General features: G+C 72.5%; 21 protein-coding genes. 1 reads left to right on the forward strand and 20 read right to left on the reverse strand.

Translation table 11 applies throughout. The features are described 5' to 3' along the window. Window positions 1–206 precede the first annotated feature (206 nt). The 12 genes from phtC to NQO67_RS18775 all read right to left on the reverse strand — a co-directional run bounded on the left by phtC (window position 207) and on the right by NQO67_RS18775 (window position 10,760). A complete protein-coding gene (gene phtC / locus NQO67_RS18720; protein WP_255951188.1) occupies window positions 207–980 on the reverse strand; it encodes a 3,4-dihydroxyphthalate decarboxylase in 774 nt (257 codons plus the stop codon). Further along, the gene (locus tag NQO67_RS18725) at window positions 977–2,299 is read right to left on the reverse strand and encodes an NAD(P)/FAD-dependent oxidoreductase (RefSeq protein WP_255951189.1); all 1,323 of its coding nucleotides are present in this window, start codon (window positions 2,297–2,299) and stop codon (window positions 977–979) included. The genes phtC and NQO67_RS18725 overlap by 4 nt, the downstream gene beginning before the upstream one ends. After that, the gene (locus NQO67_RS18730; RefSeq protein ID WP_255951190.1) at window positions 2,296–2,499 is read right to left on the reverse strand and encodes a ferredoxin; all 204 of its coding nucleotides are present in this window, start codon (window positions 2,497–2,499) and stop codon (window positions 2,296–2,298) included. The genes NQO67_RS18725 and NQO67_RS18730 overlap by 4 nt, the downstream gene beginning before the upstream one ends. A 70-nt stretch (window positions 2,500–2,569) precedes the next feature. Further along, window positions 2,570–3,355 (reverse strand): 3-(cis-5,6-dihydroxycyclohexa-1,3-dien-1-yl)propanoate dehydrogenase, encoded by a 786-nt coding sequence (gene hcaB / locus NQO67_RS18735; RefSeq protein WP_255951191.1) that lies wholly within the window; start codon window positions 3,353–3,355, stop codon window positions 2,570–2,572. Continuing rightward, window positions 3,352–3,705 carry a hypothetical protein gene (locus tag NQO67_RS18740; RefSeq protein WP_255951192.1) on the reverse strand — a complete coding sequence of 118 codons (354 nt, stop codon included), beginning with the start codon at window positions 3,703–3,705 and terminating at the stop codon, window positions 3,352–3,354. The genes hcaB and NQO67_RS18740 overlap by 4 nt, the downstream gene beginning before the upstream one ends. Before the next feature lie 23 nt (window positions 3,706–3,728). Continuing rightward, complete coding sequence (locus NQO67_RS18745) at window positions 3,729–4,358, reverse strand: 3-phenylpropionate/cinnamic acid dioxygenase subunit beta (RefSeq protein WP_255951193.1); 630 nt, start codon at window positions 4,356–4,358, stop codon at window positions 3,729–3,731. Further along, window positions 4,355–5,776 (reverse strand): Rieske 2Fe-2S domain-containing protein, encoded by a 1,422-nt coding sequence (locus NQO67_RS18750; RefSeq protein WP_255951305.1) that lies wholly within the window; start codon window positions 5,774–5,776, stop codon window positions 4,355–4,357. Before NQO67_RS18750 ends, NQO67_RS18745 begins: the two co-directional genes overlap by 4 nt. Before the next feature lie 174 nt (window positions 5,777–5,950). Beyond that, window positions 5,951–6,871 (reverse strand): ABC transporter ATP-binding protein, encoded by a 921-nt coding sequence (locus tag NQO67_RS18755; protein WP_255951194.1) that lies wholly within the window; start codon window positions 6,869–6,871, stop codon window positions 5,951–5,953. Continuing rightward, entirely contained in the window at window positions 6,868–7,689 is an 822-nt protein-coding gene (locus tag NQO67_RS18760) for an ABC transporter ATP-binding protein (protein ID WP_255951195.1), read from the reverse strand. Before NQO67_RS18760 ends, NQO67_RS18755 begins: the two co-directional genes overlap by 4 nt. Beyond that, complete coding sequence (locus NQO67_RS18765) at window positions 7,686–8,711, reverse strand: branched-chain amino acid ABC transporter permease (RefSeq protein WP_255951196.1); 1,026 nt, start codon at window positions 8,709–8,711, stop codon at window positions 7,686–7,688. The genes NQO67_RS18760 and NQO67_RS18765 overlap by 4 nt, the downstream gene beginning before the upstream one ends. Then, window positions 8,708–9,586, reverse strand: a complete 879-nt coding sequence (locus tag NQO67_RS18770) for a branched-chain amino acid ABC transporter permease (protein WP_255951197.1) — start codon at window positions 9,584–9,586, stop codon at window positions 8,708–8,710. The genes NQO67_RS18765 and NQO67_RS18770 overlap by 4 nt, the downstream gene beginning before the upstream one ends. A 10-nt stretch (window positions 9,587–9,596) precedes the next feature. Continuing rightward, complete coding sequence (locus NQO67_RS18775) at window positions 9,597–10,760, reverse strand: ABC transporter substrate-binding protein (protein ID WP_255951198.1); 1,164 nt, start codon at window positions 10,758–10,760, stop codon at window positions 9,597–9,599. 196 nt (window positions 10,761–10,956) lie between these two features. Here NQO67_RS18775 and NQO67_RS18780 point away from each other — a divergent pair, with 196 nt between their 5' ends. Further along, window positions 10,957–11,751: an IclR family transcriptional regulator gene (locus NQO67_RS18780; protein ID WP_255951199.1), complete on the forward strand. Its 795-nt coding sequence runs from the start codon at window positions 10,957–10,959 to the stop codon at window positions 11,749–11,751. Window positions 11,752–11,953: 202 nt separating this feature from the next. Here the strand turns inward: NQO67_RS18780 and NQO67_RS18785 are convergent, their stop codons facing one another. From NQO67_RS18785 to NQO67_RS18820, 8 genes are all read right to left on the reverse strand, one after another. Beyond that, the gene (locus NQO67_RS18785) at window positions 11,954–13,405 is read right to left on the reverse strand and encodes an AI-2E family transporter (RefSeq protein ID WP_255951200.1); all 1,452 of its coding nucleotides are present in this window, start codon (window positions 13,403–13,405) and stop codon (window positions 11,954–11,956) included. Between the two features lie 188 nt (window positions 13,406–13,593). Beyond that, window positions 13,594–14,286: an aggregation-promoting factor C-terminal-like domain-containing protein gene (locus NQO67_RS18790; RefSeq protein WP_445195100.1), complete on the reverse strand. Its 693-nt coding sequence runs from the start codon at window positions 14,284–14,286 to the stop codon at window positions 13,594–13,596. Window positions 14,287–14,708: 422 nt separating this feature from the next. Beyond that, on the reverse strand, window positions 14,709–16,031 hold the full coding sequence (gene phoH2 / locus NQO67_RS18795; protein WP_255951202.1) for an RNA 5'-3' helicase PhoH2: 1,323 nt from the start codon (window positions 16,029–16,031) through the stop codon (window positions 14,709–14,711). A 581-nt stretch (window positions 16,032–16,612) separates the two neighbouring features. Further along, window positions 16,613–17,374: an isoprenyl transferase gene (locus tag NQO67_RS18800; protein ID WP_255951203.1), complete on the reverse strand. Its 762-nt coding sequence runs from the start codon at window positions 17,372–17,374 to the stop codon at window positions 16,613–16,615. A 552-nt stretch (window positions 17,375–17,926) separates the two neighbouring features. Then, window positions 17,927–18,700, reverse strand: coding sequence for a respiratory nitrate reductase subunit gamma (gene narI, locus NQO67_RS18805; protein ID WP_255951204.1), 774 nt, complete (start codon window positions 18,698–18,700; stop codon window positions 17,927–17,929). Then, on the reverse strand, window positions 18,697–19,431 hold the full coding sequence (narJ, locus tag NQO67_RS18810) for a nitrate reductase molybdenum cofactor assembly chaperone (RefSeq protein ID WP_255951205.1): 735 nt from the start codon (window positions 19,429–19,431) through the stop codon (window positions 18,697–18,699). The genes narI and narJ overlap by 4 nt, the downstream gene beginning before the upstream one ends. Then, entirely contained in the window at window positions 19,428–21,128 is a 1,701-nt protein-coding gene (gene narH / locus NQO67_RS18815; RefSeq protein ID WP_255951206.1) for a nitrate reductase subunit beta, read from the reverse strand. Before narH ends, narJ begins: the two co-directional genes overlap by 4 nt. 2 nt (window positions 21,129–21,130) lie before the next feature. Then, on the reverse strand, window positions 21,131–25,111 hold the full coding sequence (locus NQO67_RS18820) for a nitrate reductase subunit alpha (RefSeq protein WP_255951207.1): 3,981 nt from the start codon (window positions 25,109–25,111) through the stop codon (window positions 21,131–21,133). Window positions 25,112–25,603: the final 492 nt, after the last annotated feature.

The following is a 25,603-nucleotide window of genomic DNA, read 5'->3' on the forward strand; positions in this document are numbered from 1 at the left end:
CGGGGTCCCGGAGGGCTACGGTCCCCCGGGGCGGTGCCCGTACGCGGCGGCGGGGCGGGGTGGTTTCTGGGGGCGTGGCGGACTCTGGCGGTCCCGTCGTGGCTTGTCGCTCCCCCACTGCCTTGAGGGCGTGGGAGGTACCCCCATCCCCGGGGCGCGGGGAACTGCGCGCGCAACCGGTCACCGGGTGGCGGCCGGCCGCGGCCTCACAGGGCAGGGGCGTCCGTGGCGCCGCCGTCGGACAGCCGCGCCAGCTCGTGCCGCCAGGCGGTGCCCTGGTGGAACGACGGGCCCAGGTCGGGGAGTTCGGCCAGGTCCTCCTCGGGGAGGTCGGTCAGGGTGCCGCCGGCCTGGACGACGTCCAGGGAGAGGCGGGCGATGGTGTCGATGGAGACGGCGTGCAGCACCGCCTCCTGGACGCTGCCGCCGGTGCTGGTCAGGCCGTGTCCGCGCAGCAGTACGGCGGGCCGGTCGGCCAGGGCCGCGGTCATCTCGGCTGCCAGTGTGCGGTTCCTGATCAGGACCCCGCGCCGGTAGACCGGGATGCCGCCGGCGGCGAGCCGGGTGCCGGGGATGTCGAAGGCGCCGATGATCGGGCGGATCGCCAGGCCCGCGAGGTCGGCGGTGACCACCGCCGGGGGGTGGGCGTGCACCACCGCGCTCACGTCGGCGCGGGTACGGAGCACCTCGGTGTGCAGGGGGAGTTCGTTGGGCGGCTGCCACCCGCCGTCCAGCTCGCCGGGCGCCGCGGGGCCGCCGTCGAGGTCGACGAGCCGGATGTCGGCGGGGACGGTGTGGCGCAGGCCGCGCTCCTCGGGGCCGCGGCAGCGGACGAGCAGGGAGCGTTCGTCGATGCGGAGGCTGACGTGGCCGAGGATGCCGTCGGCCAGGCCACGGGCGGCGAGCACGCGGCAGGCGTCCGAGACGAGTCGGCGCAGCGGCGCCAGGTCGGGTGCGTACGGTGCGGGGGATGAGGTCATGAGCCGGCTCCGGACGGGGAGGTGGCGGGCGAGGGGGCAGGGCGTGCCGAGGCTTCGGCGAGGCGGTCGATACGGGTCCTGGCCGCCGCCAGGTCGGCGCCCTGGGCGACGAGACGACGGCAGTCGAGCAGGGCGCGCGGCCAGTTGACCGTGGCCGCGGCGCGCAACCGTCCGTCGGCGTCGCCGTAGAGCGCGGCGGCCCGGGCGTCCTCGCCCTCCCACCGGCCGATCAGCACGGGATCGCCGGGCACGGGGGCGTCCGGGGCCGGGCCGGCCGGGCGGCCCACGATCTGGATTTTGAAGTCGTACTGGTCGCTCCAGACGTACTCGACGGGGGCGTAGGGACGCATCGCCTCCGGGTGGGTGATGTTGTGGGCGACCTGGGCGGCCTGCTCGACGGCGTTGGTCCAGTGCTCGACGCGGACGTGCGCGCCGTGTCCGGGGTGGTACCAGCGGGCGACGTCCCCGGCCGCGAACACGTCGGGGACCCCGCGGGCGCGGCAGTACGCGTCGCAGAGCACACCGTCGTCCAGGCGGAGTCCCGAGGACGCGAGCCAGGTGTCGTTCGGGACGGCGCCGATGCCGACGACGACCGTCCGGGCGGCCAGCACCGTGCCGTCCGCGAGCTCGACGCGCAGGTCACCGGTGCCGCCCGTGACGGACCGTACGCCGGTGCCGAAGCGGGTGGCGACGCCGTGCCGCCGGTGCAGCGCCGCGAGGTGTGCGCCGACCTCGGGGCCCAGCACCCGGGCCATCGGCAGCGGGAGCGGATCGACGACGGTGACGTCGTGCCCCAGCCGCCGGGCGGTGGCGGCGACTTCGGCACCGATGAAGCCGCCGCCGACCACCACGACGTGACCGGTGCCGCCCTGGGCCAGGTCGCGCCGCAGGGCATGGCCGTCGCCGAGGGTGCGCAGGACGTGCACGCCGCCGGCCGTCAGCCAGGGGGCGGGGCGGGCGGCGGCGCCGGTCGCGAGGACGCAGGTGTCGTAGCCGAGCTCGGTGCCGTCGGCGAGCCGGACGCGGTGGGCGGCCGGGTCGAGGTGGGTGGCGGCGGCGCCGAGCCGCAGGGCGATGCCGGCGGTGGCCGCCTCGGCAGAGGTCAGCAGACCGATCCCGGCCTGGTCCCGGGTCCCGGACAGGAACTGCTTCGACAGCGGCGGCTTGTCGTACGGCAGCTCGGACTCGGCGCCCACCAGGACGATGCGCCCCTGATGTCCCTCCGTGCGCAGCGCCTGCGCGGCCCGCACGCCGGCAATGGACGAGCCGACGATGACCACGGTGCCGCCCGGGCCCCGCACGTTCTCCCCGCCGCTCATTCCGGCTCGGCCTCGACCGTCAGCGCGCTGACCGGGCAGCTGCGGGCAGCCTCCTGCACGCGCGGCAGGTCGGCGTCGGAGATGTGCTCCCTGAGCAGGACGACCACGCCGTCGTCGTCGATGTCGTAGACGTCGGACGCCGCCATGACGCAGTTCGCGTACCCCTGGCAGGCGCCGAGGTCGGCCTTCAGAACGGGCATGAGGTGGTTCCTTTCACTGGGTGGCCCATGGGCGGTCCGGATCACCGGGTGACCCGGACCGCACGCGGTCTCAGGCCTTGACGCCGATGCCGCCGTCCGAGTGGACGGCCCCGCCGGTGATGCCGCGGGACCGGTCGGAGGCCAGGAACACATAGCTCCAGGCATGGTCGGCCGAGGAGAGCGCGACCTTCAACGGCACCCGGCCGGCGAGTTCCTCGGCACGCCCCGGGGTGTCGCCGAGGCTGCGCTCGTCCAGGCCGAGGCTGCCGAGCCCGCGCAGGTCGGTGCCGAGGGTGCCGCCCGGTGCGACGCCGTTGACCCGGACGTCGGGGGCGAGTTCATGGGCGAGCGCGGTGACCAGACCCCGTACCGCGAACTTCGACGCCACGTACAGCACACCGCCGCGCCCCGGGTAGTAGCCGGAGGTCGACTCGGTGAGGATCACCGAGCCCCGGGACTCCTTGAGCGCGGGCAGCGCCGCCTTGACCGAGTGGACGTGGCTGCGCACGTTCACGCCGAACATCTCGTCGAACGCGGTGTCGATGACGGCCGTGTCCAGGTCCGTCAGGCCCCGGTAGAAGTCGAAGATCCCCACGCAGCTGACCAGCACGTCCAGGCCGCCGAAGGCGTCCAGCGCGGCCGTCACCGCCCGCTCGTTGGCGTCTGCCGTGGTGGCGTCCCCGACGACGACGGGCACGTCGGGAGCGCTCTCGCCGAGGGCCCCGGCCTTGTCGGCGTCGCGTTCCAGCACCGCCACCCGCGCACCCTCGGCGCGGAAGGCGTCGACGACGGCGCGTCCGATGCCCGACCCGGCGCCCACCACGAGCGCCCGCTTGCCCTCCAGCCAGCCGCTCACCGGTCGCCCTCCGCGCCGCCCGCGGCCCCGGCGACGTCCTCGTCCACGCCGTTGTCCGGGATCAAAGGACCGAACGGGTTGCCGATCATGGCGGAGAACGTGGCGGTGTTCTGCCAGGTCAGGGCCTCCAGTTCGAGGGGGCACAGGGCGACCCACTGGCCGGAGCGGGTCGACTCGACCAGCAGCCGCGAGCCGTTGCGGGTCTCCACGCGGCTGATCCTGATCTCGGCGAACTCGTTGCCGAGGGTGATCGGTTCACCGACGGTGTGCGCCGCCAGTGCGGCCCGCTCGGACGCGGCGCGGCGCGCGGCGCGGGCATCCTCGTCCTCGCCTTCCCAGTGCAGGTTCATAGGGCTCCTCAGGGAACGTGGGCTCACAGGAAGATCGCCAGGTTCTGCATGCGGATCACCGAGTCGTCCACGAGGATCGTGCGGCGGGCCAGCTTCCAGCCGTCCCCGTCGCGCCGCAGCAGGTCCTCGCGGCCCGCGGAGACCTGCGCGGCCTCGCGGACGTCACCGCGGCTGCGGTACAGCAGCACGCCGGAGTCGACGACGAGGTGGTCGTCGTCGGGCGTGGCGAAGGTCCGTACGTTGGTGAGGTGGTGCCGCAGCCGGGAGGGCGGGTCCTCGGTCCAGGCGTGCTCGGTCAGGAAGCGGGCGACGCGGCGGGACAGGGAGTACCTGTCCTCGTCGAAGTGCGCCATGCCCGGTGCCGTGTCGAATCCGGCGCCCAGCGCGGTGGTGACCCGTACCGGCATCACGTAGTGGATGTCGTCGGTGAGCAGGTCGAGCCACTCCTCGTAGGCCTGCGCGTCCAGCAGGTACGCCTCGTCGACCAGCCACCGGTGGGCCAGCAGATGGCGCGGGTCGTCGAACGGCAGGGTGCGTCCGGTGCGCTGGACGCGGGACGCGCCGCCGCCGAGGACGGCCTGCTCCGAGTGCGTGCCGGTGCGCCCGGCCGAGTAGGTGCCGGCCCGGTAGGTTCCGGTCGGGTTCGTCGTCATGCCTCGCTCACCACCGGGTGCGTCGCAGGTGCGCCCGTGGTGTCCCTGGGCGCGCGTTCCCCGACCGCGTGCGGCGCGACCGGCTCGGCGACCGGCTCCGCGAGGTGGTCGGCCCACCTGCGCAGCAGCTCGCGCTGGTTGTACTCGCCGTATCCGGTGTGGGCGGTGCCGGGCCCGGCGAACTGCTCGGGGGTGAGCGCGGGGACGACCTCCGTACCGTCGGCGAGGATGCCCATCCGGCTGTTCAGCAGCAGCCGGCGGGCCATCGCACCGGCCGCCGTGTTGGTCAGCGAGACCCAGTTCTCCACGTCGTCCTGCTCGAACATGCCGGTCGAGCCGAAGCACATCAGATACGCCTTGTACGACAGCTCCTTGAACTCCTGGGGAGCCTCGGCGTCGACGGCGAACCAGGACAGCACCTCCGTCTCGTCCCGGCTGATCGGCTGCCACTGGCGCAGCGAGATGAAGGGCAGCACGTCGTCGCTGTCGGCCACCCGCGGCCAGTTGTGCACCAGGCTGAGGTTGGGGAAGACGGAGGCGGCCGAGATCATGAAGCCGTCCTCGCCGACCACCCTCAGCTGCCCGGCCGACCAGGACGCCTTCATGCGCTCGATCATCTCGTCCGGGTAGCCCACGTACCGCAGGCGTTCCTCCAGGCCGCCCGGTGGCAGCTTGTACGTGGTGCCGCCGCCGTTGCCGGCCCAGTAGGTGCAGCCGTCCTTGCGCTTCTCGGCCTTCGGCTCGCGGAACAGGCCGATCTCGACGACGCTCGTGTGGGTCTGCGGGGTGTGGTACATGTCGCCCGCGAAGTTCTCCGCGCCGATCTTCCAGTTGGCCTTCACCCGCCAGCGCTGCGGGCCGCGCAGCTCGATGCCGCTGGGGCTCTGCCGGGTGTAGTAGTCCAGGTAGAAGCGGAAGTCGCCCAGGTAGTCGGCGAGCGACGGGGCCTGCGGGTCCATGCTGAGGAAGATCAGGCCGTTGTAGGTGTCCAGGTTCGGCGCGGGCAGCAGCCGCTGGCCCTTGCGCCGGAAACCGGCCTCGCCACCGTAGGCGTCCTGGTGGAAGGGCAGGCCCACGATGCGCCCGTCGTTGCGGTACGACCAGCCGTGGTACGGGCAGCGGAAGTGCGAGGCATTACCCATTTCCGCACGACAGACCTGCATGCCGCGGTGCAGACACATATTGAAGTGGGCGTGGATCCGGCCCTGCTCGTCCCTGGCGATGATGAACGAGTCCTCGAGGACCCGCCGCACGACGTAGTCGCCCGCCTGCGGAATCTCCGACTCGTGCCCCACGAACAGCCAGGCACGGCTGAAAAGACGCTCCTTCTCCAGCTCGAAGATCTCCTGGTCGTTGTAGATGTGCGCGGGGATCATCCCTTGGCGCACCTGCTCCAACACCTCGGCGTGACCCGACATCACGACCCTTTCGTAGTACGCCTGCCGAAGAGACCTCCGAAGGACTGGTCGACGGCTCGGCCGACGACCCGGCGGCAATCCCGCCGACCATCCGGTTCGGAGTTTTTCTCCTGTACAGATTCTTTCTCTGCTAAGTAGAGCAATCGGGGGGCGGCCCCGTCAACCGCTCCCTGGTCACACGTCGAGCCGGTCAAGACCCGCCGGCAACCGCCGGGGCGCGGTGGCCCCCGTGCCGTCGGCACCGTCCCCGTCCGCGCCGTCCGGGTCCGCGTCACCGCCGTCACCGCCGTCCCGGCCGCCCGCGCCCATGCCCAGGTAGTGCCGGCTGACGTCGTCGTCGTGCAGCAGTTCCGCTGCCGGGGCGCTGTGGGTGAGCACGCCGTTGGCGAGCACGACACCCCGGTCGGCGGTGCGCAGCGCCGCCCTGGCGTTCTGTTCCGCGAGGACGACGGTCATGCCGTCGCGCGCCAGCTCGGCGACCACGTCGAGGATCTGGGTGACGTAGGCGGGCGCGAGGCCGAGTGACGGCTCGTCGAGCAGCAGGATCCGCGGCTCCCCCATCAGGGCCCTGCCGATGGCGACCATCTGCTGCTGGCCGCCGGAGAGCATGCCGGCCCTGCGGTCGGCGAAGTCGGCGAGGATCGGGAAGAGCGCGTGGACGCGCTCGAACTTCGCCCGGGTCGCCGTGCCGTCCCGGTCGCGGCCCAGCCGGTGGCAGCCCATCAGCAGGTTCTCGGACACCGTCAGGTCCGTGAAGAGCTGGCGGCCCTCCGGCACCAGGCACAGGCCGCGGCGCGCCACCTCGTGCGCGGGCCGGCGCGTGGTGTCCTCGTCGAAGATCCGGATGGTGCCGCTGCGGGGTGCGCGCAGTCCCGCCAGGGCGCGCAGGAACGTGGACTTCCCGGCGCCGTTGGCTCCTATGAGGGCCAGCACGTCGCCCTCGACGACCCGGCAGGAGACGTCCCGCAGGGCGCGCGTGGCGCCGTAGCGCACCTCGATCCCGTCCACGTCCACGACCACCCGGCCACCGCCGCCCGAGCCCGACCCCGTACCGCTCACCCGGCCCACACCGCTCACCTCACCCGTAGCACTCACGCCGCCGCTCCCAAGTACGCCTCGATGACCGCCGGATCGGCGCGGACCTCCGCCGGGGTGCCGTCGGCCAGGACGGTGCCGGCGTCCAGTACCAGGACGCGGTCGCTGACCTTCATCACGAGGTCGATGTTGTGTTCGATCAGGACGAGGGCGACGCCGGAGGCGTGCACCGCGCGCAGCACGTCGGCGAGTTCCGCGGTTTCGGTGTCGTCCAGGCCGGCGGCGGGCTCGTCGAGCAGCAGCACGCGCGGCCCGCCGGCGAGCCCGCGGGCGACCTCGACCAGCCGCTGGGCGCCGGCGGGCAGGTCGGCCGCGTGCCGGTCGGCGAACGCCGCGAGGCCGAGGAAGTCCAGCAGCGCGTCCGCCCGCTCCCGCAGCGCCCGCTCCTCGCGCCGGGCGCGCGGCAGCCGCAGCCCGTCGGAGAGGAAGCGGGAGCGGGTGAAGCGGTGCGCGCCGAGCATCACGTTCTCCCGGACCGTGAGCAGCGGCACCAGCCGGGCCGACTGGAAGGTGCGCATCAGGCCCCGCGCGGGGAGCCGGTGCGGCGGCAGCCCGGTGATGTCCCGGCCGTCCAGGACGATCGTGCCGCCGTCGGGCCGGGTGAAGCCGGTGATCATGTCGAGCACGGTGGTCTTGCCGGCGCCGTTGGGACCGATGATGGCCCGTGCGCTGCCGGGCCGCACCGCGAAGCTGACGCCCTGGACGGCCCGCACGCCCCCGAAGCTGCGGGTGATGTCGCGCACCTCCAGCAAAGGGGCGTCCTCGCGGGCGCCGGGCAGGGGGCCGCCTTCGGGCGGGGTGCCGGTGGGACCGGTCATCGGGTGCTCCTTCGGGTGATGAGCGCGGTGCCGAGCGCCTTGGCCGTCCCCCACAGGCCGCGCGGGAAATAGGTCATGACGACGATCAGGACGACGCCCGCGACCAGCGGCTCCCACCGGGAGAACGTCTGCCCCGCCTGGGGCAGCCCTTGCAGCACGAGGGCGCCGAGCAGCGGGCCCACGAGGGTGCGCGAGCCACCCAGCGCGAGCATGATCACGACGCTGAAGGCGACGGTCACGCTGATCACGTCGGGCGACACGAAGCGCAGGTAGAAGGCGTAGAGGCTGCCGGCGACCGAGGCGAGGACGGCGGAGGCGACGAAGGCCCGGGTCTTGTAGGCGGCGCTGTCGATGCCGAGCATCGAGGCCGCCGGGGTGTCCGCCGCCACCGCCGTCAGGGCGCGCCCGGTCTGCCCGCGCTGCACGCCCGCGACGAACCAGGCCCCGGCGGCGCAGACCACCAGCAGGACGTAGTAGTTGGCCCGGTCGGTGAAGACGGTCCAGCCGCCCAGCTGGAGGCTCGGCACGGCGACCAGACCCGAGGGCCCGCCGGTGAGGTCGACGAGGCCGGTGGCCAGCGCCTCGGTGATCACCGCGAGGCCGAGCGTGGCGAGCGCCAGGTAGTAGCCGCGCAGCCGCAGCAGCGTGCCGCCGAGCAGCGCCGCCACGAGGGCGCTGACCAGGGCCATGACGACGGTGGCGAGCGTGGTGGGCCAGTGCAGCCGCAGGGTGAGCAGGCCGGCGCCGTACCCGCCGAGCGCCATGAACAGCGTCTGCCCGAGCGAGACCTGGCCGGCCAGCCCGGTGAGCAGGTTGAGGCCCAGCACGACGAGGAAGAAGATGCCGACCACGACGAGCAGTCCGGTCCAGCCGGGCACCAGGAACGGCAGCGCGGCCGCCACGACCAGCGCGGCGCCGGCCGCGACCGCGCGCCCCGGCCCCCGCCGAACTTCCTTCCCGTTGCCCGCGGTGGCCGCCGGTTCACCGGCGAGCGGCCCGGGGGTGGTTCGTACGGCAGTCATCGGCGCACCTCACTCGGCCTGCCGAGCATCCCGCTCGGGCGGAACAGCAATACGGTGATCAGCGCGCCGATGGCCACCACCTCGGCCAGTTCGCTGCTGATGTAGCGGCCGAAGACGGCCTGGAGCAGACCGAGTACGAGGCCGCCGACGACGGCACCCGCGGTGCTGCCGAGCCCTCCGGCGACCGCCGCGACGAACCCGGCCACCGCATACGGCGTGACCGTGCTGAACTGGAGGAACGTCACCGGGATCACGGTCGTCCCGGCCAGCGCCGCCATCGCGCCGGCGAGGCTGAAGGCGATCAGCCGCACCCGGTCCACGTTCACCCCGAGCAGCGCGGCGGCCTGCGGGTTGTTCGCGGTGGCCCGCATCACCATGCCGAGCCGGGTGCGGTGCAGCAGCGCCCACAGGGTGACCACGGACAGCGCCAGGACCCCGATGATCCACAGGTACTGGGAGGCGATCCGCACCCCCGCGACCTCGGTGGTGCTGTCCGGTGGGAACGGCCGCATGGTGTACGGGAGGTTGCCCCACACCAGCAGCAGGAAGCCGCCGATGGCCTGGAGCAGCCCCACCGTGACCAGCAGCATCCGGTCCGGCGTGGTACGCCGGGAACCGGGCAGGATGATCAACCGGTCCACCGCGGCACCGCCGGCCGCGAACCCGACGACCACGATCGCGGCCACCGCGAGCGGCGCGAGGCCGGTGTGCTGCTGAAGCGAGACCGCGGTGAGCGCGGCCAGCACCACGAAGCCGCCCTGGGCGAGGTTGATCACCCGGCTGATCGAGTAGACCAGCGTCATGCCGAGCGCGATCAGGGCGTAGACACACCCGTCGACCAGCCCGGACAGCACGATCTGAAACGTGTCCGACACAGCGTCGTCCCTACTTTCCCGCGTACGTGAAGCCGCCTCTGCCGGCGCGCACCACGGCCACGTCGTCGATGGTGAGACCGCGGTGGTCGGCCGGGCCGAAGGTGTAGGTGCCGAGCACGCCCGGTACGTCCCGCAGCCGGGTGAGCTCCTTGACGGCGTCCTCCCGGTCGCCGTCCGCATGCTCGAGGGCCCGGGCGACGAGCATCACCGCGTCGTACGCCACCCCGGGACCGAAGTCGGGTGACTCGCCGAAGCGGGCGCGGTAGGCGTGCTGGTAGGAGCGGACCCGGGCGGCGGAGCCGGCGTCTGAGCCGCTGGCCTGGTCTCCCCAGAAGTCGCGGGTGGCCGGGATCAGCAGGGTCTTCGGCGCGTAGTCCGCGATGCGCCCAAGGAAGGTGTAGGTCAGGTTGGCGTCGGTGGTGGCCACCGGCAGCGTGCTGCCCGCCTGGGCGAGTCCCTTGAACGCCACGCCGGCCGCCGCCCCGCTGGCCCACACCACCAGCGCCTGCGGTCGGCCCGCGCGTGCGGCCTGCAACTGGGGCGTGACCGAGATGGCGTTCGGGTCGTAGCCCGCCGCACCGGTCAGGTGCATCCCGGGCACCTTGCGCACCGCCTCGCGTACCGCGTGCGCGCCGTCCAGGCCGCTGGCGTCGGTGGTGTTCAGCAGGCCGATGCGGGTGACGCCGCGCCGGTGCCAGTAGTCGACGAGCCGGTCGGCGAGCGCCTCGGTGTCGGCGCTCGCCGACCAGGTGGTGGAGTCCGGGGTGGGGCGGATGCCGGGCGAGAGGCAGTAGTCGATCTGGTGGCCGCTGGTGGCGAGCGGGGCGACCGCGTTACACGAACCGGCCACCGACGGGCCGACGATCGCGCCGGTCTGCCCCAGCATCTTCCGCGCCGCGAGCACCGCCTGCGCCGGATTGCTCTGGTCGTCGGCGGTGCGCAGGGTGAGCCGGTGGCCGTTCACGCCACCGCGTGCGTTGAGCTGCGCCACCGCGAGTTGTGCACCGCGTAGCTCGCCGACGCCCAGCTGGCTGGCGCTGCCGGTCTGGCTGGTGACCAGCCCGATGGTGTACGGGTCGCCGCTGCTCGCCGACACCCCGCCCCCGCAGGCCGAGCACAGGGCGACCAGGGCGGCAACCGCGGCGGCGCCGGTGACTCGACTCGGCCACTGCATGCCATCAGCCCTCTCTTCTGCTTTGAAGAATTGAGCTCTGTTCTACAGTGGCCCCCGAAACTCGTCAATAGCCGGAAGCAACGACTCCGGTCCCAGGTCACACCGCTGATCCTGGCATCCGGCCAGGGTGAGCGCGCAAGGGCGAGGCATCACAAGCCGTCACGATCCGGCCCGCCGCATCCCCTATTCTTCTGCTATGAAGAAGACCGAGGAGCCCACACCGTCCATCGGTGGCCCGGCGCCCCAGTACCCGATCGAGTCGGTCGACAACGCGCTCAAGATCCTGCTGCTGCTCGGCGAGCGGAGCGAGCTACGGCTGACCGAGGTGGCCCACTACCTCGGGGTGGCCACCTCGACGGCCCACCGGCTGCTCGCGATGCTGCACTACCGCGGCTTCATCCGGCAGGCGGAGCGCGGCAAGGCCTATGTGGCGGGCGGCGCGCTCACCGGTGTCGCCTTCTCGATCCTGCAACGCTTCGACGTGCGCGACGCCCTGCGCCCGTTCCTGGAACGGCTCAACACCGAGCTGACCGAGACCGTCCACCTGGGCATCCTGGACGGCACGACGGTGCGCTTCATCGACTCGATCGAGAGCCCGCGCGCGGTGCGCGTGGCCTCACGCCTCGGCCAGTCGATGCCCGCGCACTGCACCTCGACCGGCAAGGCGATGCTCTCCCAGCTGTCCACCGACGACCTGTACCGGCTCTACCCCGACGAGGAGTTGCCGGGCCTGACCGCCAACTCCATCCGGCTCCGCTCCGAGCTGGAGCACGAGGTCGAGGTCGCCCGCCGGCTCGGCTACGCCACCAGCCAGGAGGAGAGCGAGGAAGGCGTCGGCTCGGTGGCCGTCGCGTTCCCGGCCCGGCGGGCGCCCGTGCAGATGGCCATCAACGTCTCGCTTCCCGTCAGCCGTATGACCCGCACGGATCTGCGCCGCATGAGCGACCTGCTGCGGTCGACGGTGGACGAGGCGGTGGAGGTACTGCACTGAGGCGTGCCTGTGCGGCTGCGCCGCGGGCTCGCCCCGCCACGGTCCGGGCTGCCCCTCTGGGCCGGTGGCGACCTGACGGTTTCGTCGTAGCTGGTCGCTCCCCCGCTGCCTTAAGGGCGTGGGAGGTACCCCCATCCCCGCGCCCCTTAGTGGGGCGCTGCGCGCCCCATCCAGGGCGCGGGGGCTGTATTGCTGACTCCCCCTACGCCCCCTTGTCCTGCGTCCCCCTGGACTCCCCCGTATCGGCGGTCCCGAGTGCGCCCGCGGGCGTGGTGGAGGCGACGCCTGCGGTCCCCAGCGTCGCGGTTCCGGGAGCCGGGCCCGTTACCGCTGGTGTGCCGGGTTCCGGGTGCCCCTGTTCTCCCGTGGAACCCGCCGCCGTCCGTTGCAGGGCCGTGCCCTGCCCGTACGCCCGGAGGTAGCCGACCACCGTGTTGGTGACCGCGACCAGCGGTACCGCCACCACCGCGCCGCCGATACCGGCGACCAGGCCGCCGGCGGCCACCGACAGCACCACGGCGAGCGGGTGCACGCGCACCGCGCGCCCCAGGATGAACGGCTGGAGGATGTGGCCCTCGATCTGCTGCACGGCGAGCACCACCACCAGCACCATCACGGCCGTGAACACGCCCTGCGTCACCAGCGCCACGACCACCGCGAGCGCTCCGGAGACGACCGCCCCGACCAGCGGGACGAAGGCGAACAGGAAGATGAAGACGGCCAGCGGCACCGCCATCGGCACCCCGAGGAAGAAGATTCCGAGGCCGATGAAGATGGCGTCGATGAGGGCGACGATCACCGTGCCGCGCACATAAGCGGTGAGGGTGCGCCAGGCGCGCGGGCCGGCGCCCGCGATACCGGGCCGCGCCGGGGCCGGGACCAGCTTGAGCGTCCACTCCCAGATGCGCCGGCCGTCGTAGAGCAGGAACAGCGTCGAGAAGACCGTCAACAGGATGCCGGTGAGCGCCTCCACGATCACCGTGACGCCTTCGAGCCCGGCACTGGTGATCTGGTCGGTGTTGGCCCCGATGGCGTCGCGCAGGCTCTGCGCGATGTCGTTGATCTGCTTGTCGGTGACGTGGAAGGGGCTGTTCAGCAGCCAGTTGCGCAGGTCGTCGATGCCGTTCTGGATCTGGGTGGAGAGGTTGTCCAGGTTCTCCGTGACCTGCCAGACCACGAACCAGCCGACCAGCCCTATGACGACGAACCCGGAGATCGCGGTGAGCGCGGCGGCCAGACCGCGCGGCAGTCCGATACGGCGCAACCGGGCGACCGTGGGTTGCATCAGCGCGGTGATCAGCAGCGCGGCGACGAAGGCCAGCACCACCAGCTGGACGGCACTGATGATCTTTATGACCACCCAGAGCGCACCGGCCAGGATGAGCAGCCGCCAGGCGGCCTCGGCCGCCACGCGCATGCCCCAGGGCACGGCCGCCTTCGGGTCCGGCCGCGGTGGCACGGCGGGCGCGTACGTCGGAGGTGGCGGGACATGGCCGGGCGGCGCGTCCTGGGGCGCTCCGGCGGGGGCGTCGGGCACGTCGGACAGATGCTGCTCGTCGGCACGTTCGGCGGCTGCGCGCCGCTCGCTCAACCGCTGGCCGACCACGGTGAGTCCGGCGCCGAGCCGATCGGCCCACCCGCGCGCTCGCGACATGTTCCTCGTCCCCTCCCCCTGTTGCCCTACCCCTCGCGTCCCCCGTGCGCGCCCCTGCATGCCGGCTGGCCGGGCACCGGGGTACGACCGTACAGGGCCGAAGCCCCCCACCGTAGGACGGTGAGGGGCTTCGGAAGGTTGAGCGGGTCGGACCGTCGGTCCGGATCCGGGTGGGGTCCGGGCTTCGGTCAGTACCAGTGATTGGCCTGCCAGAAGGACCAGGCGCCGCACGGGCTGTCGTAGCGGCCGTCCATGTAACTGAGGCCCCACTTTATCTGGGTGGCCGGGTTGGTCTGCCAGTCGGCGCCGGCGGACGACATCTTGGAGCCGGGCAGTGCCTGGAAGAGGCCGTAGGCGCCGGACGAGGCGTTGACGGCACGGTAGTTCCAGCCGGACTCGTGGCTCACGATGTTGCTGAAGCACTGGAACTGGTCGGCGGGGACCATCTGCCGCGCGATGGCCTGCACCTGCGCGGTGGTGTACGAGCTCTGGGTGGAGAAGCTGGACGCGTCGCGGGTGGCCGACCGGCTGGCGGCCTCCTTGCGCTCCTTGGCGTCCTTGGCCGCCTTCTCCGCGGCCTGCTGCTTGTCCACGGCGGACTTGGCGGCTGCCTTGCGGGCCGCTTCCTCAGCGGACTTCTTCGCGGTGGCGCTCGCTGCGTCAGCCTGCGCGGTGGCCTGCTGTGCCAGCGAGGACGCCTGCACCTGAGCCTGCTGCCCTGCGGGGATGTCAGCGAGGAGTGTCGCGTCGCCTGCCGCCGCCTCAGTGGTGCCATTGGCGGCGTGCTGCGGGCTGCCTGAGGCAACACCCACGACGGCTCCGACAGTGGTGACCGCGGTAGCGGACGCCACCGCGAATCCCCGGACCGAAATCCGGCTCACACGTTTTCCTTCCAGCATCGCCCGCCAGGTGACCCCCGCGGACGCAATCGTGCCCCTGGCACTGGCCTCCCAACTGCGGGTCACGGGAAGCACGGGCCCGGTGGGCAGCCTCCCGAGGGGAAGCGCCGCGTGGTGCTCGGGCGGCATACGACGGTCTCTATGTAGTTCTGTGAAGCACTACGCCCAACGAGATGTGGGACCGCTGGGGTTACGCAAGTGTCGTATGCGGGGCCTGACAGGACCCAGACTCTGCCGTAGCGGGGCGGGGCAAGGCAATTCTGCGAGCCGTGTGAAAGCTCACACCTTGTTTGACTCTTAAGACTTTCGGAAATACCCGTACGCGCCGACGCCGCCCGGCTAAGCTCTTCAGCTTCTCCGGGCGGCGTCACCACGTTCCTGCCCTTATATGTCCTCTATGGGCGCTAGATATGCCCCTCTTCGAGCATCTCCGTCACCAGTGCGGCGATCTGGGAGCGCTCGGAGCGTGTGAGGGTGACATGCGCGAAGAGCGGGTGCCCCTTCAGCTTCTCCACCACCGCCACGACGCCGTCGTATCGACCGACGCGCAGGTTGTCGCGCTGGGCGACATCGTGGGTGAGCACGACACGAGAATTCGCCCCAATGCGGGACAGAACCGTCAACAGAACGTTCCGTTCGAGGGATTGCGCCTCGTCGACGATCACGAAGGCGTCGTGCAGGGAGCGGCCCCGGATGTGGGTGAGCGGCAGGACCTCCAGCATGCCCCGGGCGGTGACCTCCTCGATGACCTCACGGCTGGTGACCGCCCCGAGGGTGTCGAAGACGGCCTGCGCCCACGGGCTCATCTTCTCCGCCTCGGTGCCGGGCAGGTAGCCGAGTTCCTGGCCGCCGACCGCGTACAGCGGCCGGAAGACCATCACCTTCTCGTGCTGCCGGCGCTCCAGGACCGCTTCGAGGCCGGCGCACAGCGCCAGCGCCGACTTGCCGGTGCCGGCCCGGCCGCCCATGGAGACGATCCCGACGTCCGGGTCGAGCAGCAGGTCGAGCGCGATGCGCTGTTCGGCGCTGCGGCCCTTGATGCCGAACGCCTCACGGTCGCCGCGCACCAGCCGCACCTGCCCCTGCGGGGTCACCCGGCCGAGCGCCTTGCCGCGTTCGGACTGGATCGTGAGGCCGGTGTGCACGGGCAGGTCGGCGGCCTCGGGCACGTACAGGTTCTCCTCTTCGAAGAGGAGGTCGACCTGTTCGCCCGCCAGGGTGAGTTCGGCCATGCCGGTCCAGCCGGAGTCCGTGATGGCCAGCTCCGCGCGGTACTCCTCGGCGAGCAGGCCGACCGAGGAGGCCTTGATGCGCAGCGGGAGGTCCTTCGAGACGACCGTGACGTCGTAGCCCTCGGCCTGGAGGTTGCGGGCGACGGCGAGTATCCGCGAGTCGTTGTCGCCGAGGCGGTAGCCGGCGGGGAGGACGCCCGGGTCGGAGTGGTTGAGCTCGACACGGAGGGTGCCGCCGAGGTCCCCGATGGGCAGCGGGGCGTCGAGGCGGCCGTAGCGGACGCGGCAGTCGTCGAGCAGGCGCAGCGCCTGCCGGGCGAAGTAGCCGAGTTCCGGGTGGTGCCGCTTGGCCTCCAGTTCCGTGACGACCACCACGGGGAGCACGACCTCGTGCTCTTCGAAGCGGGACACGGCATTGGGATCGGCCAGCAGGACACTGGTGTCGAGAACGTAGGTGCGCCGGTCGTGCGTGCGGCGCTTGATGCTGGTCACCACGGAAGGACGTACCCCCTCGGAAGAGGTCGGGGAGCGCTGCATGTCTTTCGCCCGCGTCTTGGCCCGTACGGCGCAGTGGTGCGACCGGGTCTCCCCTTGCACGGAAGGCCTGGGAGGTGCCCCCGGTCAGCTGCGACTGGACGACCGCGGGTGCGGCGCCTGCCGGAGTCGCGGAGCTTCCCTCGGGGAGCGAGTGTCCCCGCGGGGCGGGAGGGACCGGGCTCAGGCCACGGCGCGTGGGCCGAGCTCCGGCCCTCAGCGTCATCCGCGCAGTCCGTACGCTGGGTACGGTCCACCTGGTGCAACGGGCCTCCCGTACGGGCGGCTCGATGCCGCCCGCTGCGGCCGGCCACCCGATCCGGGCACCGCCTGCCGGTACCGCGCGGGTGTCGACCTGGAAGACATATTCCCTCGAACATGCACAGGCATGCCATGGCATATGACTAAGTCCACGTGAACTCCGCGCCCTGACACCGTGTCCGGCGCGGGGTCACGGGCCCGCGGGCGTCACCCGTCCGGGCGGGTGCGACCGGGTCCGAGGTGGGCTGAAAGGGTCGGGGAGGTCGTGCGACGCCGGGTCGTCAGCCGCCGTAGCGGCGGTGGCGGGCCGCGTAGTCACGCAACGCCCGCAGGAAGTCGACCTTGCGGAAGGCGGGCCAGAAGACGTCGCAGAAGTAGTACTCCGAGTGGGCCGACTGCCACAGCATGAAGCCCGACAGGCGCTGCTCGCCGCTGGTGCGGATGATGAGGTCGGGGTCGGGCTGGCCGCGGGTGTACAGGTGCTCGGCGATGACGTCGAGATCGACGAGGTCGGCCAGTTCCTCGAACGTGGTGCCCTTCTGGGCGTGGTCGAGCAGCAGTGAGCGCACGGCGTCGGCGATCTCCTGGCGACCGCCGTAGCCGACGGCGACATTGACCAATATGCCGGTGTTGTCCAGCGTCTTCTGCTCGGCTTCCTTCAGCACCGTCTGCGTCCGGGCGGGCAGCAGGTCGGTGGTGCCGACGTGGTGGACGCGCCAGCGGCCGTCGTCGGCGAGGCCGCGCACCGCGTCCTCGATGATGCCGAGGAGCGGGCCGAGCTCTTCCTGGGGCCGGTCGAGGTTGTCCGTGGAGAGCATCCACAGGGTGACGACCTCGACGTCCGTCTCGGCACACCAGCCGAGGAACTCGCTGATCTTGTCGGCACCCGCGCGGTGGCCCTGCGCGGTCGTACCGCCGGAGGCCTTGGCCCAGCGGCGGTTGCCGTCCAGGATGACGCCGATGTGCCCCGGCATCTGGGCGTGGTCCAGACGCCCCTCCACCCGGCGTGCGTAGAGTCCGTACACCAGGTTGCGCAGGTCCACGTTCGTCAGCCCCTCCGTCGCGGATGTCCGGCCACCATGTGCGGTCAGCCTACCGCGGGGGCCCGCCCCGGATTCCCGGGCGGTCCCGATCGGGGGGTGACCCCCGCGCCGTAAGGGGCGCGGGGCTGCGTCGATATGCGGCTTCGCCGCGTGGGCGCGACCGGCCACGACGCGACCCTGCGGGTCGATGGGGGCACCTCCCGCGCCCTTAAGGCGTGGGGGACGTCCCGAAGGGGCTGTTTCTGTCGTGTCCGGACCTCCCCCACTCTCGACTTCGCTCGAGCGGGAGGTACCCCCATGCCGGTGGTGGGTTGCTCGCGCAGTTCCCCGCACCCCTCAAATAGCGCCTTCGGCGCCTCCACGCGGCGGAGCCGCGGGCAAAGAAAACGGGCCGGTCCGTAGGGGGGGAGAAACGGACCGGCCCGAGGGGGGGAGTTCCACCATAACCCTTGGTAAGCCGTACTGGGTGGATAGACGGGAAATAATTACTCTCCGAAGCGAACTGGCGACGGCTGTCCGCGCCGGGGGTGCGGTGGAGGGGCGCCTGGTGTGTCAGGGGGACGTGCGCCGCCGTCTGCGTGTCGTGGCGCCCGTGTCGCCTGCGCCGTCCGGGGCGGTCACCATCGCCGGGTGGCGGTAGGGCCGGGCGGGTGTGCGGGAGCGGTAGACCACGTAGGGCCGGGTGAGATACGCCACTGGCGCGGTGACCGCGTGTACCAGCCGGCTGAACGGCCACAGCGCGAACAGCGTCATGCCGAGCAGTGCGTGCACCTGGTAGACGAGCGGCGCGTGCGCCATGGCGGACACGTCGGGGTCGAGCGCGAAGAGGCTGCGGAACCACACGGAGACGCCGAGCCGGTAGTCGTAGCCGCCGGCGCGCGCGCCGGTCGCGGTCGCGGCGAGCCCGGCCAGCACGGCGGCGGCGAGCACCGGGTACATCAGCCGGTCGCTGCGGCGGCTCGCCGCCCGCACGGCCGGCACCCGCAGCCGCCGGTACACCAGCAGGCCCAGGCCGACCACGGTGGCCAGGCCCGCGGCACCGCCGGCCAGCAGCGCGTTGACGTGGTACAGCCCCTCGCTGACGTGCAGCCGTTCGGTGAGCCATTCGGGTACCAGCAGTCCCGTCACATGGCCGGCGGCCACGAAGAGCAGCCCGTAGTGGAAGAGCGGGCCGCCGACGCTCAGCAGCCGGTGTTCGTGCAGCTGGCTGGAGCGGGTGGTGAAGCCGAACCGGTCGTAGTGGTACCGCCAGGCGGTGCCCGCGGCGAGCAGCACGAGGACGAGGTAGGGCAGCACGCCCCACAGGGCGATGTGCAGATGGGTCATCGGCCGGGTCCTTCGGTGGCTCGGAGTGCGGTGCCTCGGGGTGCGTCGAGGGGGTACGGGGCGAGGCCCACGAGCTCGGTGGGCGGACCGCTGCGGGCCAGGGCGAGCGCTGCGGCACGGTCGGGGGGCGCTTCGGGGACGGTCGCGCAGACCGCGGCCAGCACGTCGGCGTAGGGGCTCGACCGGTCGGTGAGCGCCATCCGCAGCAGTTCGAGGCCGGCCCGATGGTCCTGGAGCAGCCGGCTGCCGGGGTCCGGGCAGCGGGCGGCGAACTCCAGGACCAGCGGCAGGTGGTCGGGCAGCTCGTCCTCGGGCGGCTGCCAGCCGTGCGCGCGGTAGCGGGCCTTGAGTGCGGCCAGCGCCGCGCCGCGCCGCCGGGTGTCCCCGTCGGTGTAGTAGGTCAGGTGCAGGGTCCGGCGGCGACTGCGGTCGAACGTGGTCACGTAGCCCGCCGCCAGGTCGAGCACCGGCGTGTCCTGGACGGTGGCGCAGAAGCGCAGCAGCGGTGCGGTGCCGGGGCCCGGGCCCGGGAGACGTTCGATGGCCTCCCTGACAAGGGTGAGCCGGGCGGGCCAGCCCTCGTCCGGGTAGCCCAGGAGCAGCGCCGCTGCCTGGTGTACGGCTGCCGTGTCCGGCGCGGGGGGCGTGGGACCGGCGTGCGTCGTGCTCCGGGCGCCGGGCGCTGTCCCGGCCTCGTCCCCGGCCCGTGTCCCGGGCCGCCGGCCCCTCATCGCGTGCCGTCCGCGCGCCGCGGGAACAGGCCGTCCGGGCGACCCCGGCCGTTCCAGTTGAGCAGGTTGACCCGGCCGGCGAGCCCGCGCCCGGCGCCCGTACCGTCGTCGTCAGCGCCGGCGCCCGCCCGCGCCGTGACGGGCGGCGCGTGGAAGGCGTCCGCGTCCGCACCGGGCAGCGGGAAGCCGTCGGGCATCATGCCGGGCAGGCCGTCCCCGTCCAGGCTGCACCCGTCGGATGCGCCCTGCTCGTCGCCCGCACCGCCGCGTACCGAGTAGCCGGTCGGGATGACGTACCGCTCCTCGTACTTGGCGAGCGCCAGCAGCCGGTACAGGGCCTCGATGCCGGGGCCGTCCAAGCCGACGGACCGGGCGATCGCCTCGTCGCGCGGTTCGCCCAGGTTGACCCGGCGCATGTGGCTGCGCATGGCGGCCAGCCGGCACAGCGCGGCCTCCACCGGGTCGGGGTCGCCCGCGGTGAACAGCTCGGCGAGGTAGCCGACGGGGATGCGCAGGGAGTCGATGGCGCCGAACAGGTTCACCGGGTCCTCGCCGTCGTGGCCCGTGGCGGTGAGCGCGTCGACGACCGGGGAGAGCGGCGGTACGTACCAGACCATGGGCATGGTGCGGTACTCCGGGTGCAGCGGGAGCGCGATGCGGTACCGGCTGATCAGGGCGTGCACCGGGGAGCGGCGGGCGGCCTCGATCCAGTCGTGCGGGATGCCGGAGTCGGCGGCGGCACGGGCCACGTCGGGGTCGTGGGGGTCGAGGAAGCAGCCGAGCTGGGCCTCGTACAGGTCCTTCTCGTCCGCCGTGGCCGCGGCCTCGCCGACCCGGTCCGCGTCGTAGAGCATGACGCCGAGGTAGCGCAGCCGGCCCACGCAGGTCTCCGAGCAGACGGTGGGCTCACCGGCCTCGATGCGCGGGTAGCAGAAGGTGCACTTCTCGGCCTTGCCGCTGCGGTGGTTGAAGTAGACCTTCTTGTAGGGGCAGCCGGTGACGCACATCCGCCAGCCGCGGCAGCGGTCCTGGTCGACCAGCACGATGCCGTCCTCGATGCGCTTGTACATCGCACCGGAGGGGCACACGGCGACGCACGACGGGTTGAGGCAGTGCTCGCAGATTCGCGGCAGGTAGAACATGAAGGCCTGCTCGTACTCCAGCCTCACCTGTTCGCTCATCTTCCGCAGCACCGGGTCGGCGGCCAGCTGTGCGGGTCCGCCGCCGAGGTCGTCGTCCCAGTTGGGCCCCCAGGTGACGGCGGTGGGCCGGCCGTCGACGAGGGAGCGGGGTGCCGCGGTGGGCACGTCGTCGCCGAGCGGTGCCGTGGTGAGGTTCTCGTAGTCGTACGTCCAGGGCTGGTAGTAGTCGTCCAGGGCGGGCAGTTCGGGGTTGGCGAAGAGCCGGGCCAGGCGGCGGGCGCGGCCTCCGGCGCGCGGCACCAGGCGGCCGTGGCGCAGCCGCCAGCCGCCCTTCCAGGTGCCCTGGTCCTGGTAGCCGCGCGGATAGCCCTGGCCGGGGCGGGTCTCGACGTTGTTGAACCAGACGTACTCGGTGCCGGCCCGGTTGGTCCAGGTCTGCTTGCAGGTGACGGAGCAGGTGTGGCAGCCGATGCACTTGTCGAGGTTCATGACCATGGCGATCTGGGCCATGACGCGCGGGGCGCGCGGGGGTCGGGCAGCCGGTCGAGGGGACATGTTCAGTACTCCACGTGCTGGGAGCGGCGGCGGATGACGGTGACCGCGTCGCGTTGGTTGCCGGTGGGGCCGTGGTAGTTGGCCGCGAAGGACTGCTGGGCGTAGCCGCCGATGAGATGGGTGGGCTTGATCAGCAGCTTGGTGAGGGCGTTGTGCACGCCGCCGCGTGCGCCGGTGGCCTGCGACTTGGGCACGTTCACCAGGCGTTCCTGCACGTGGTACATGAACACGGTGCCGGCCGGCATGCGGTGCGAGACGACGGCGCGTGCGACGACGACGCCGTTGGCGTTCACGGCCTCGATCCAGTCGTTGTCGGCGACGCCGAGCGCTTCGGCGTCCGGGACGCTCATCCAGATGACCGGGCCGCCGCGCGCCAGGGTCTGCATGATCAGGTTCTCCTGGTACTCGGAGTGGATGGACCACTTCGAGTGCGGCGTGATGTACCGGACGGTGACGGTGCGGCCCGCTCCGTTCGCGGTGCCGTCGCCGGCGGTGGCGCCGGAGTCGTGCCCGGCGCCGGAGTCGTGCCCGGCGCCGGAGTCGTGCCCGGCGGCGGTCGGCTCCCCCAGGGCCGCGAGGTCCAGCGGTGGCCGGTAGACGGGCAGTTGCTCGCCGAGCTCGGCCATCCAGTCGTGGTCCAGGTAGAAGTGCTGGCGCCCGGTCAGGGTGTGCCAGGGCTTGGCGTGCTCGGTGTTGATGGTGAACGGGGCGTAGCGGCGGTCGGGGGCCTCCTTGCCGGACCATTCGAAGCTGGCCCCGGCCTGCACGGGACGGGCCTGGGTGTCGCTGAACACGGCACGCCGCTCGGCGACCGAGGCACCCAGCTCGTCGAGCCCGGACGCGGGCCCGACCCGTTCGGCGAGCCGCCGGAACCCTTCGGCCGCGATCCGCCCGTTGGTGGTGCCGGACAGCGCCAGGATCGCCTCGCAGAACTTGGCGTCGGTGTCCAGCAGCGGCCGGCCGTGGGCGGCGCCGCCGTCCGCGGTGCCGCACCGCGCGGCGAGCCAGCCCGCCTCGGGCCCCGGCCGCACCGTGATGCCCTTGCTCTGCATGCCGTCCGCCTCGGAGCGCGGCCCGAAGGCGGCGAGCCGGTCGGCGACGGCGGTGTAGTCGCGCTCCACGAGCGTGAGGTCGGGCAGGTTGTACCCGGCGACGGGGGGCACGGGTGCGCGGGCCCCGCGGGCGGTGTCCGCGTCGGGTTCGGCCCGCCAGTCGGGGACGGTACCGCCGGGTTGGGCGGTCTCGCCGGGGGTGTCGTGGCCCAGGGCGGTGGCCACCAGGTCGTACCGGGTGTCGAGGCGACCGCGGGCGAGTTCGCTCAGGCGGCGGGCGAGGCCGTGGAAGATGTCGAAGTCGGTGCGGGCCTGCCAGGGCGGGTTGATGGCCGGGGAGAAGGCGTGCACGAAGGGGTGCATGTCGGTGCTGGACAGGTCGTGCTTCTCGTACCAGGTGGCGGCGGGCAGCACCAGGTCGGCGAAGAGCGTGGTGGACGTCATCCGGAAGTCCAGCGCCATCAGCAGGTCGAGCTTGCCGCGCGGCGCCTCGGCGTGCCAGGTCAGATCGGTCGGGCGGCACTCCTCGGGCGCCTCGGCCGCCGTGGCGTTGTCGCGCCCGCCCAGCAGGTGGCGCAGGAAGTACTCGTTGCCCTTGGCCGACGAGCCGATCAGGTTGGCCCGCCACACGGTGAGCACGCGGGGGTGGTTCTCGGGTGCGTCGGGGTCCTCGCAGGCGAACCGGAGGTCGCCCGCCGTGAGCCGGTCGGCCACCCAGGAGCCGGGCTCCTGCCCGCTGTCCCTGACCTGGCGGCCGAGGTCGAGCGGGTTGGCGGCGAAGGTGGGCGCTGACGGCATCCAGCCGAGCCGCATCGACTGCGCCACCAGATCGGCGGTGTGCCGCCCGGCGAACAGTCCACGCCCGGTCGGCGCGGCCAGCGCGTCGGCGCCGTGCCGCTCGTAACGCCACTGGTCGGTGTGGAGGTACCAGTAGGGCGTACCGGCCATCTGGCGGGACGGGCGCACCCAGTCCGCCGCGGTCGCCAGCTGCTGCCAGCCGGTGAGCGGTCGCACCTTCTCCTGGCCCACGTAGTGCGCCCAGCCGCCGCCGTTGACGCCCTGGCAGCCGGTGAGCAGCAGCAACGTCAGGAACGAGCGGTAGATCGTGTCGGAGTGGAACCAGTGGTTGGTCCCCGCACCCATCACGATCATGCAGCGCCCGCGGGTCTTCTCGGCCGTCCCCGCGAACTCGCGCGCCGCACGGACCACGGCCGCCGCGGGCACCGAGGTGAGGGCCTCCTGCCAGGCGGGGGTACCGGGGTTGGCGGCGTCGAGGTAGCCGCCCTGGTCGACTTCGGACGCGTCCGCGCCGGCCGGGGCCCCGCCCTCCCGGTCCACACCGTACTGGGCGAGCAGCAGGTCGAAGACGGTGGTGACGAGGCGTCCCGCCAGGCGACGGGCCGGGACGGTGCGGTGGACGACGGTGCCGGGCTCGTCGAACCGGGGCAGGGCGAGGCGGACCGTGCGCACGGTGCCGGCGGCGCGGCGGTTGCCGGGGCCGCACGGACCGTCGGGACGCAGGCTCAACTGCGGGTCGACGCCGGCCAGGTCCAGGTTCCAGCGGCCCTCGCCGCTCTTGCTCCACCGGTCCCCGAGGGTGCCGTGCGGCACGACGGGCCGGCCGCTGTCCGCGTCGAGCAGCACCGGCATCCAACGGCGCGCCGCATCGTCGGCGCCCTCGGCCAGGCCCAGGTCGGCCGCGGTGAGGAACTTCCCCGGACGGTACGGCCCGGTCGTCTCCTGCTGCTCCGACGCCACCGCCACCACCGATGCCGACGCCTCCGCCTCCTGGCGCCCTTCCGGTTCCTCCAGCTCCACCAGGAAGGGCAGATCGGTGAACCGCTTCACGTAGTCGGTGAAGTACGGCACCTGGCGGTCGACGAAGTACTCCTTGAGGATCACGTGGCCCATGGCCATGGCCAGCGCGCCGTCCGTGCCGGGGTGCGGGTGCAGCCATTCGTCGGCGAACTTGGTGGCGTCCGCGTAGTCCGGCGAGACCACCACGACCTTCTGGCCGCGGTAGCGCGCCTCCGCCATCCAGTGCGCGTCCGGCGTCCGGGTGACCGGCACGTTCGAACCCCACAGCATCAGGTAGGCGGCGTCCCACCAGTCCCCCGACTCCGGTACGTCGGTCTGGTCGCCGAAGACCTGCGGGGAGGCGATCGGCAGGTCCGCGTACCAGTCGTAGAACGACACCATGGGCGCGCCGATCAGCGCCATGAAGCGCGCGCCGACCGCGTGCGAGGCCATCGACATGGCCGGGATCGGCGAGAAGCCGGCGATCCGGTCGGGGCCGTACGCCTGGAGGGTGTGCACATGGGCGGCGGCGGCGATCTCGAGGGCCTCGTCCCAGCCGATCCGCACCAGGCCGCCCTTGCCGCGCGCCGAGACGTACCGCTGCCGCTTGGCGGGGTCGCCGGTGATCTCGGCCCAGGCCGCCACCGGGTCACCGAGCCGGGCCCTGGCCTCCCGGTACAGCTCGACCAGGACACCGCGGGCGTGCGGGTAGCGCACCCGGGTGGGCGAGTAGGTGTACCAGGAGAACGACGCACCGCGCGGGCAGCCGCGCGGCTCGTACTCGGGGCGGTCCGGGCCGACGGAGGGGTAGTCGGTCTGCTGGGTCTCCCAGGTGATCAGCCCGTCCTTGACGTACACCTTCCACGAGCAGGATCCCGTGCAGTTGACCCCGTGGGTGGAGCGCACCACCTTGTCGTGCGCCCAGCGCTCCCGGTAGGCGGCGTCGTCGACCGGCTTGTCGGTCTCGAAGACGGCCCGCAGGTCGCCGGTGGCGGAGGACCGGCGCAGCCGGGTGCCGGCACGCAGCAGCCGCTCGGTCACGGCGGCGGCGGTGCGGTCGGTGACGTCCGAGAATGCGGCGGTGGAGGGGGATCCGGTGCCCCGGTTACCAAACAGCGGCCATTTCCGTGGCATATTCCAGGCTCCTACTCGCTTTCGCCGAGCCCCATCGCCCGGGGCGCCTCCGGCGCTTTCCGAACCCGCGACAGCCCTATCCGCCACGCCCTCTTCGGTCATTTGCTCGAACCCCTGCGGCGTATCCCCGGCGCCGTTCGCGGTGATTCGCTTTCCCTGGTCCGCCTTCGGGGACCCGCTCTCCGCACCCCGGGGCCGCTTTCCCTCACCCGGGGACCGTTCCTCCTCGCCCGGGGACCGTTTTCCCTCGGCCCGCTCCGTGCGACGCACCACTGTCCGGCTCCTCTCCGATGGGCCACACCCCTGATCGGAGGGCACTGGCCGCAGTCCATCCCGCGGCCTCAGCATTTCGCCTCACACAGCTCGATACGCCGTGACTTTCGGTCATTTGGGCTGCGCTGAACGTGATTTACCCCGCGCTTTGCCATCCCTCCGAGGTGCAAATCCCTCATGAGCGGCGGGTTGACCGACGCCGCCTTCCCCCAGGGCCGC

It is taken from the genome of Streptomyces odontomachi, from assembly GCF_024435355.1.
Lineage (GTDB): Bacteria > Actinomycetota > Actinomycetes > Streptomycetales > Streptomycetaceae > Streptomyces > Streptomyces odontomachi.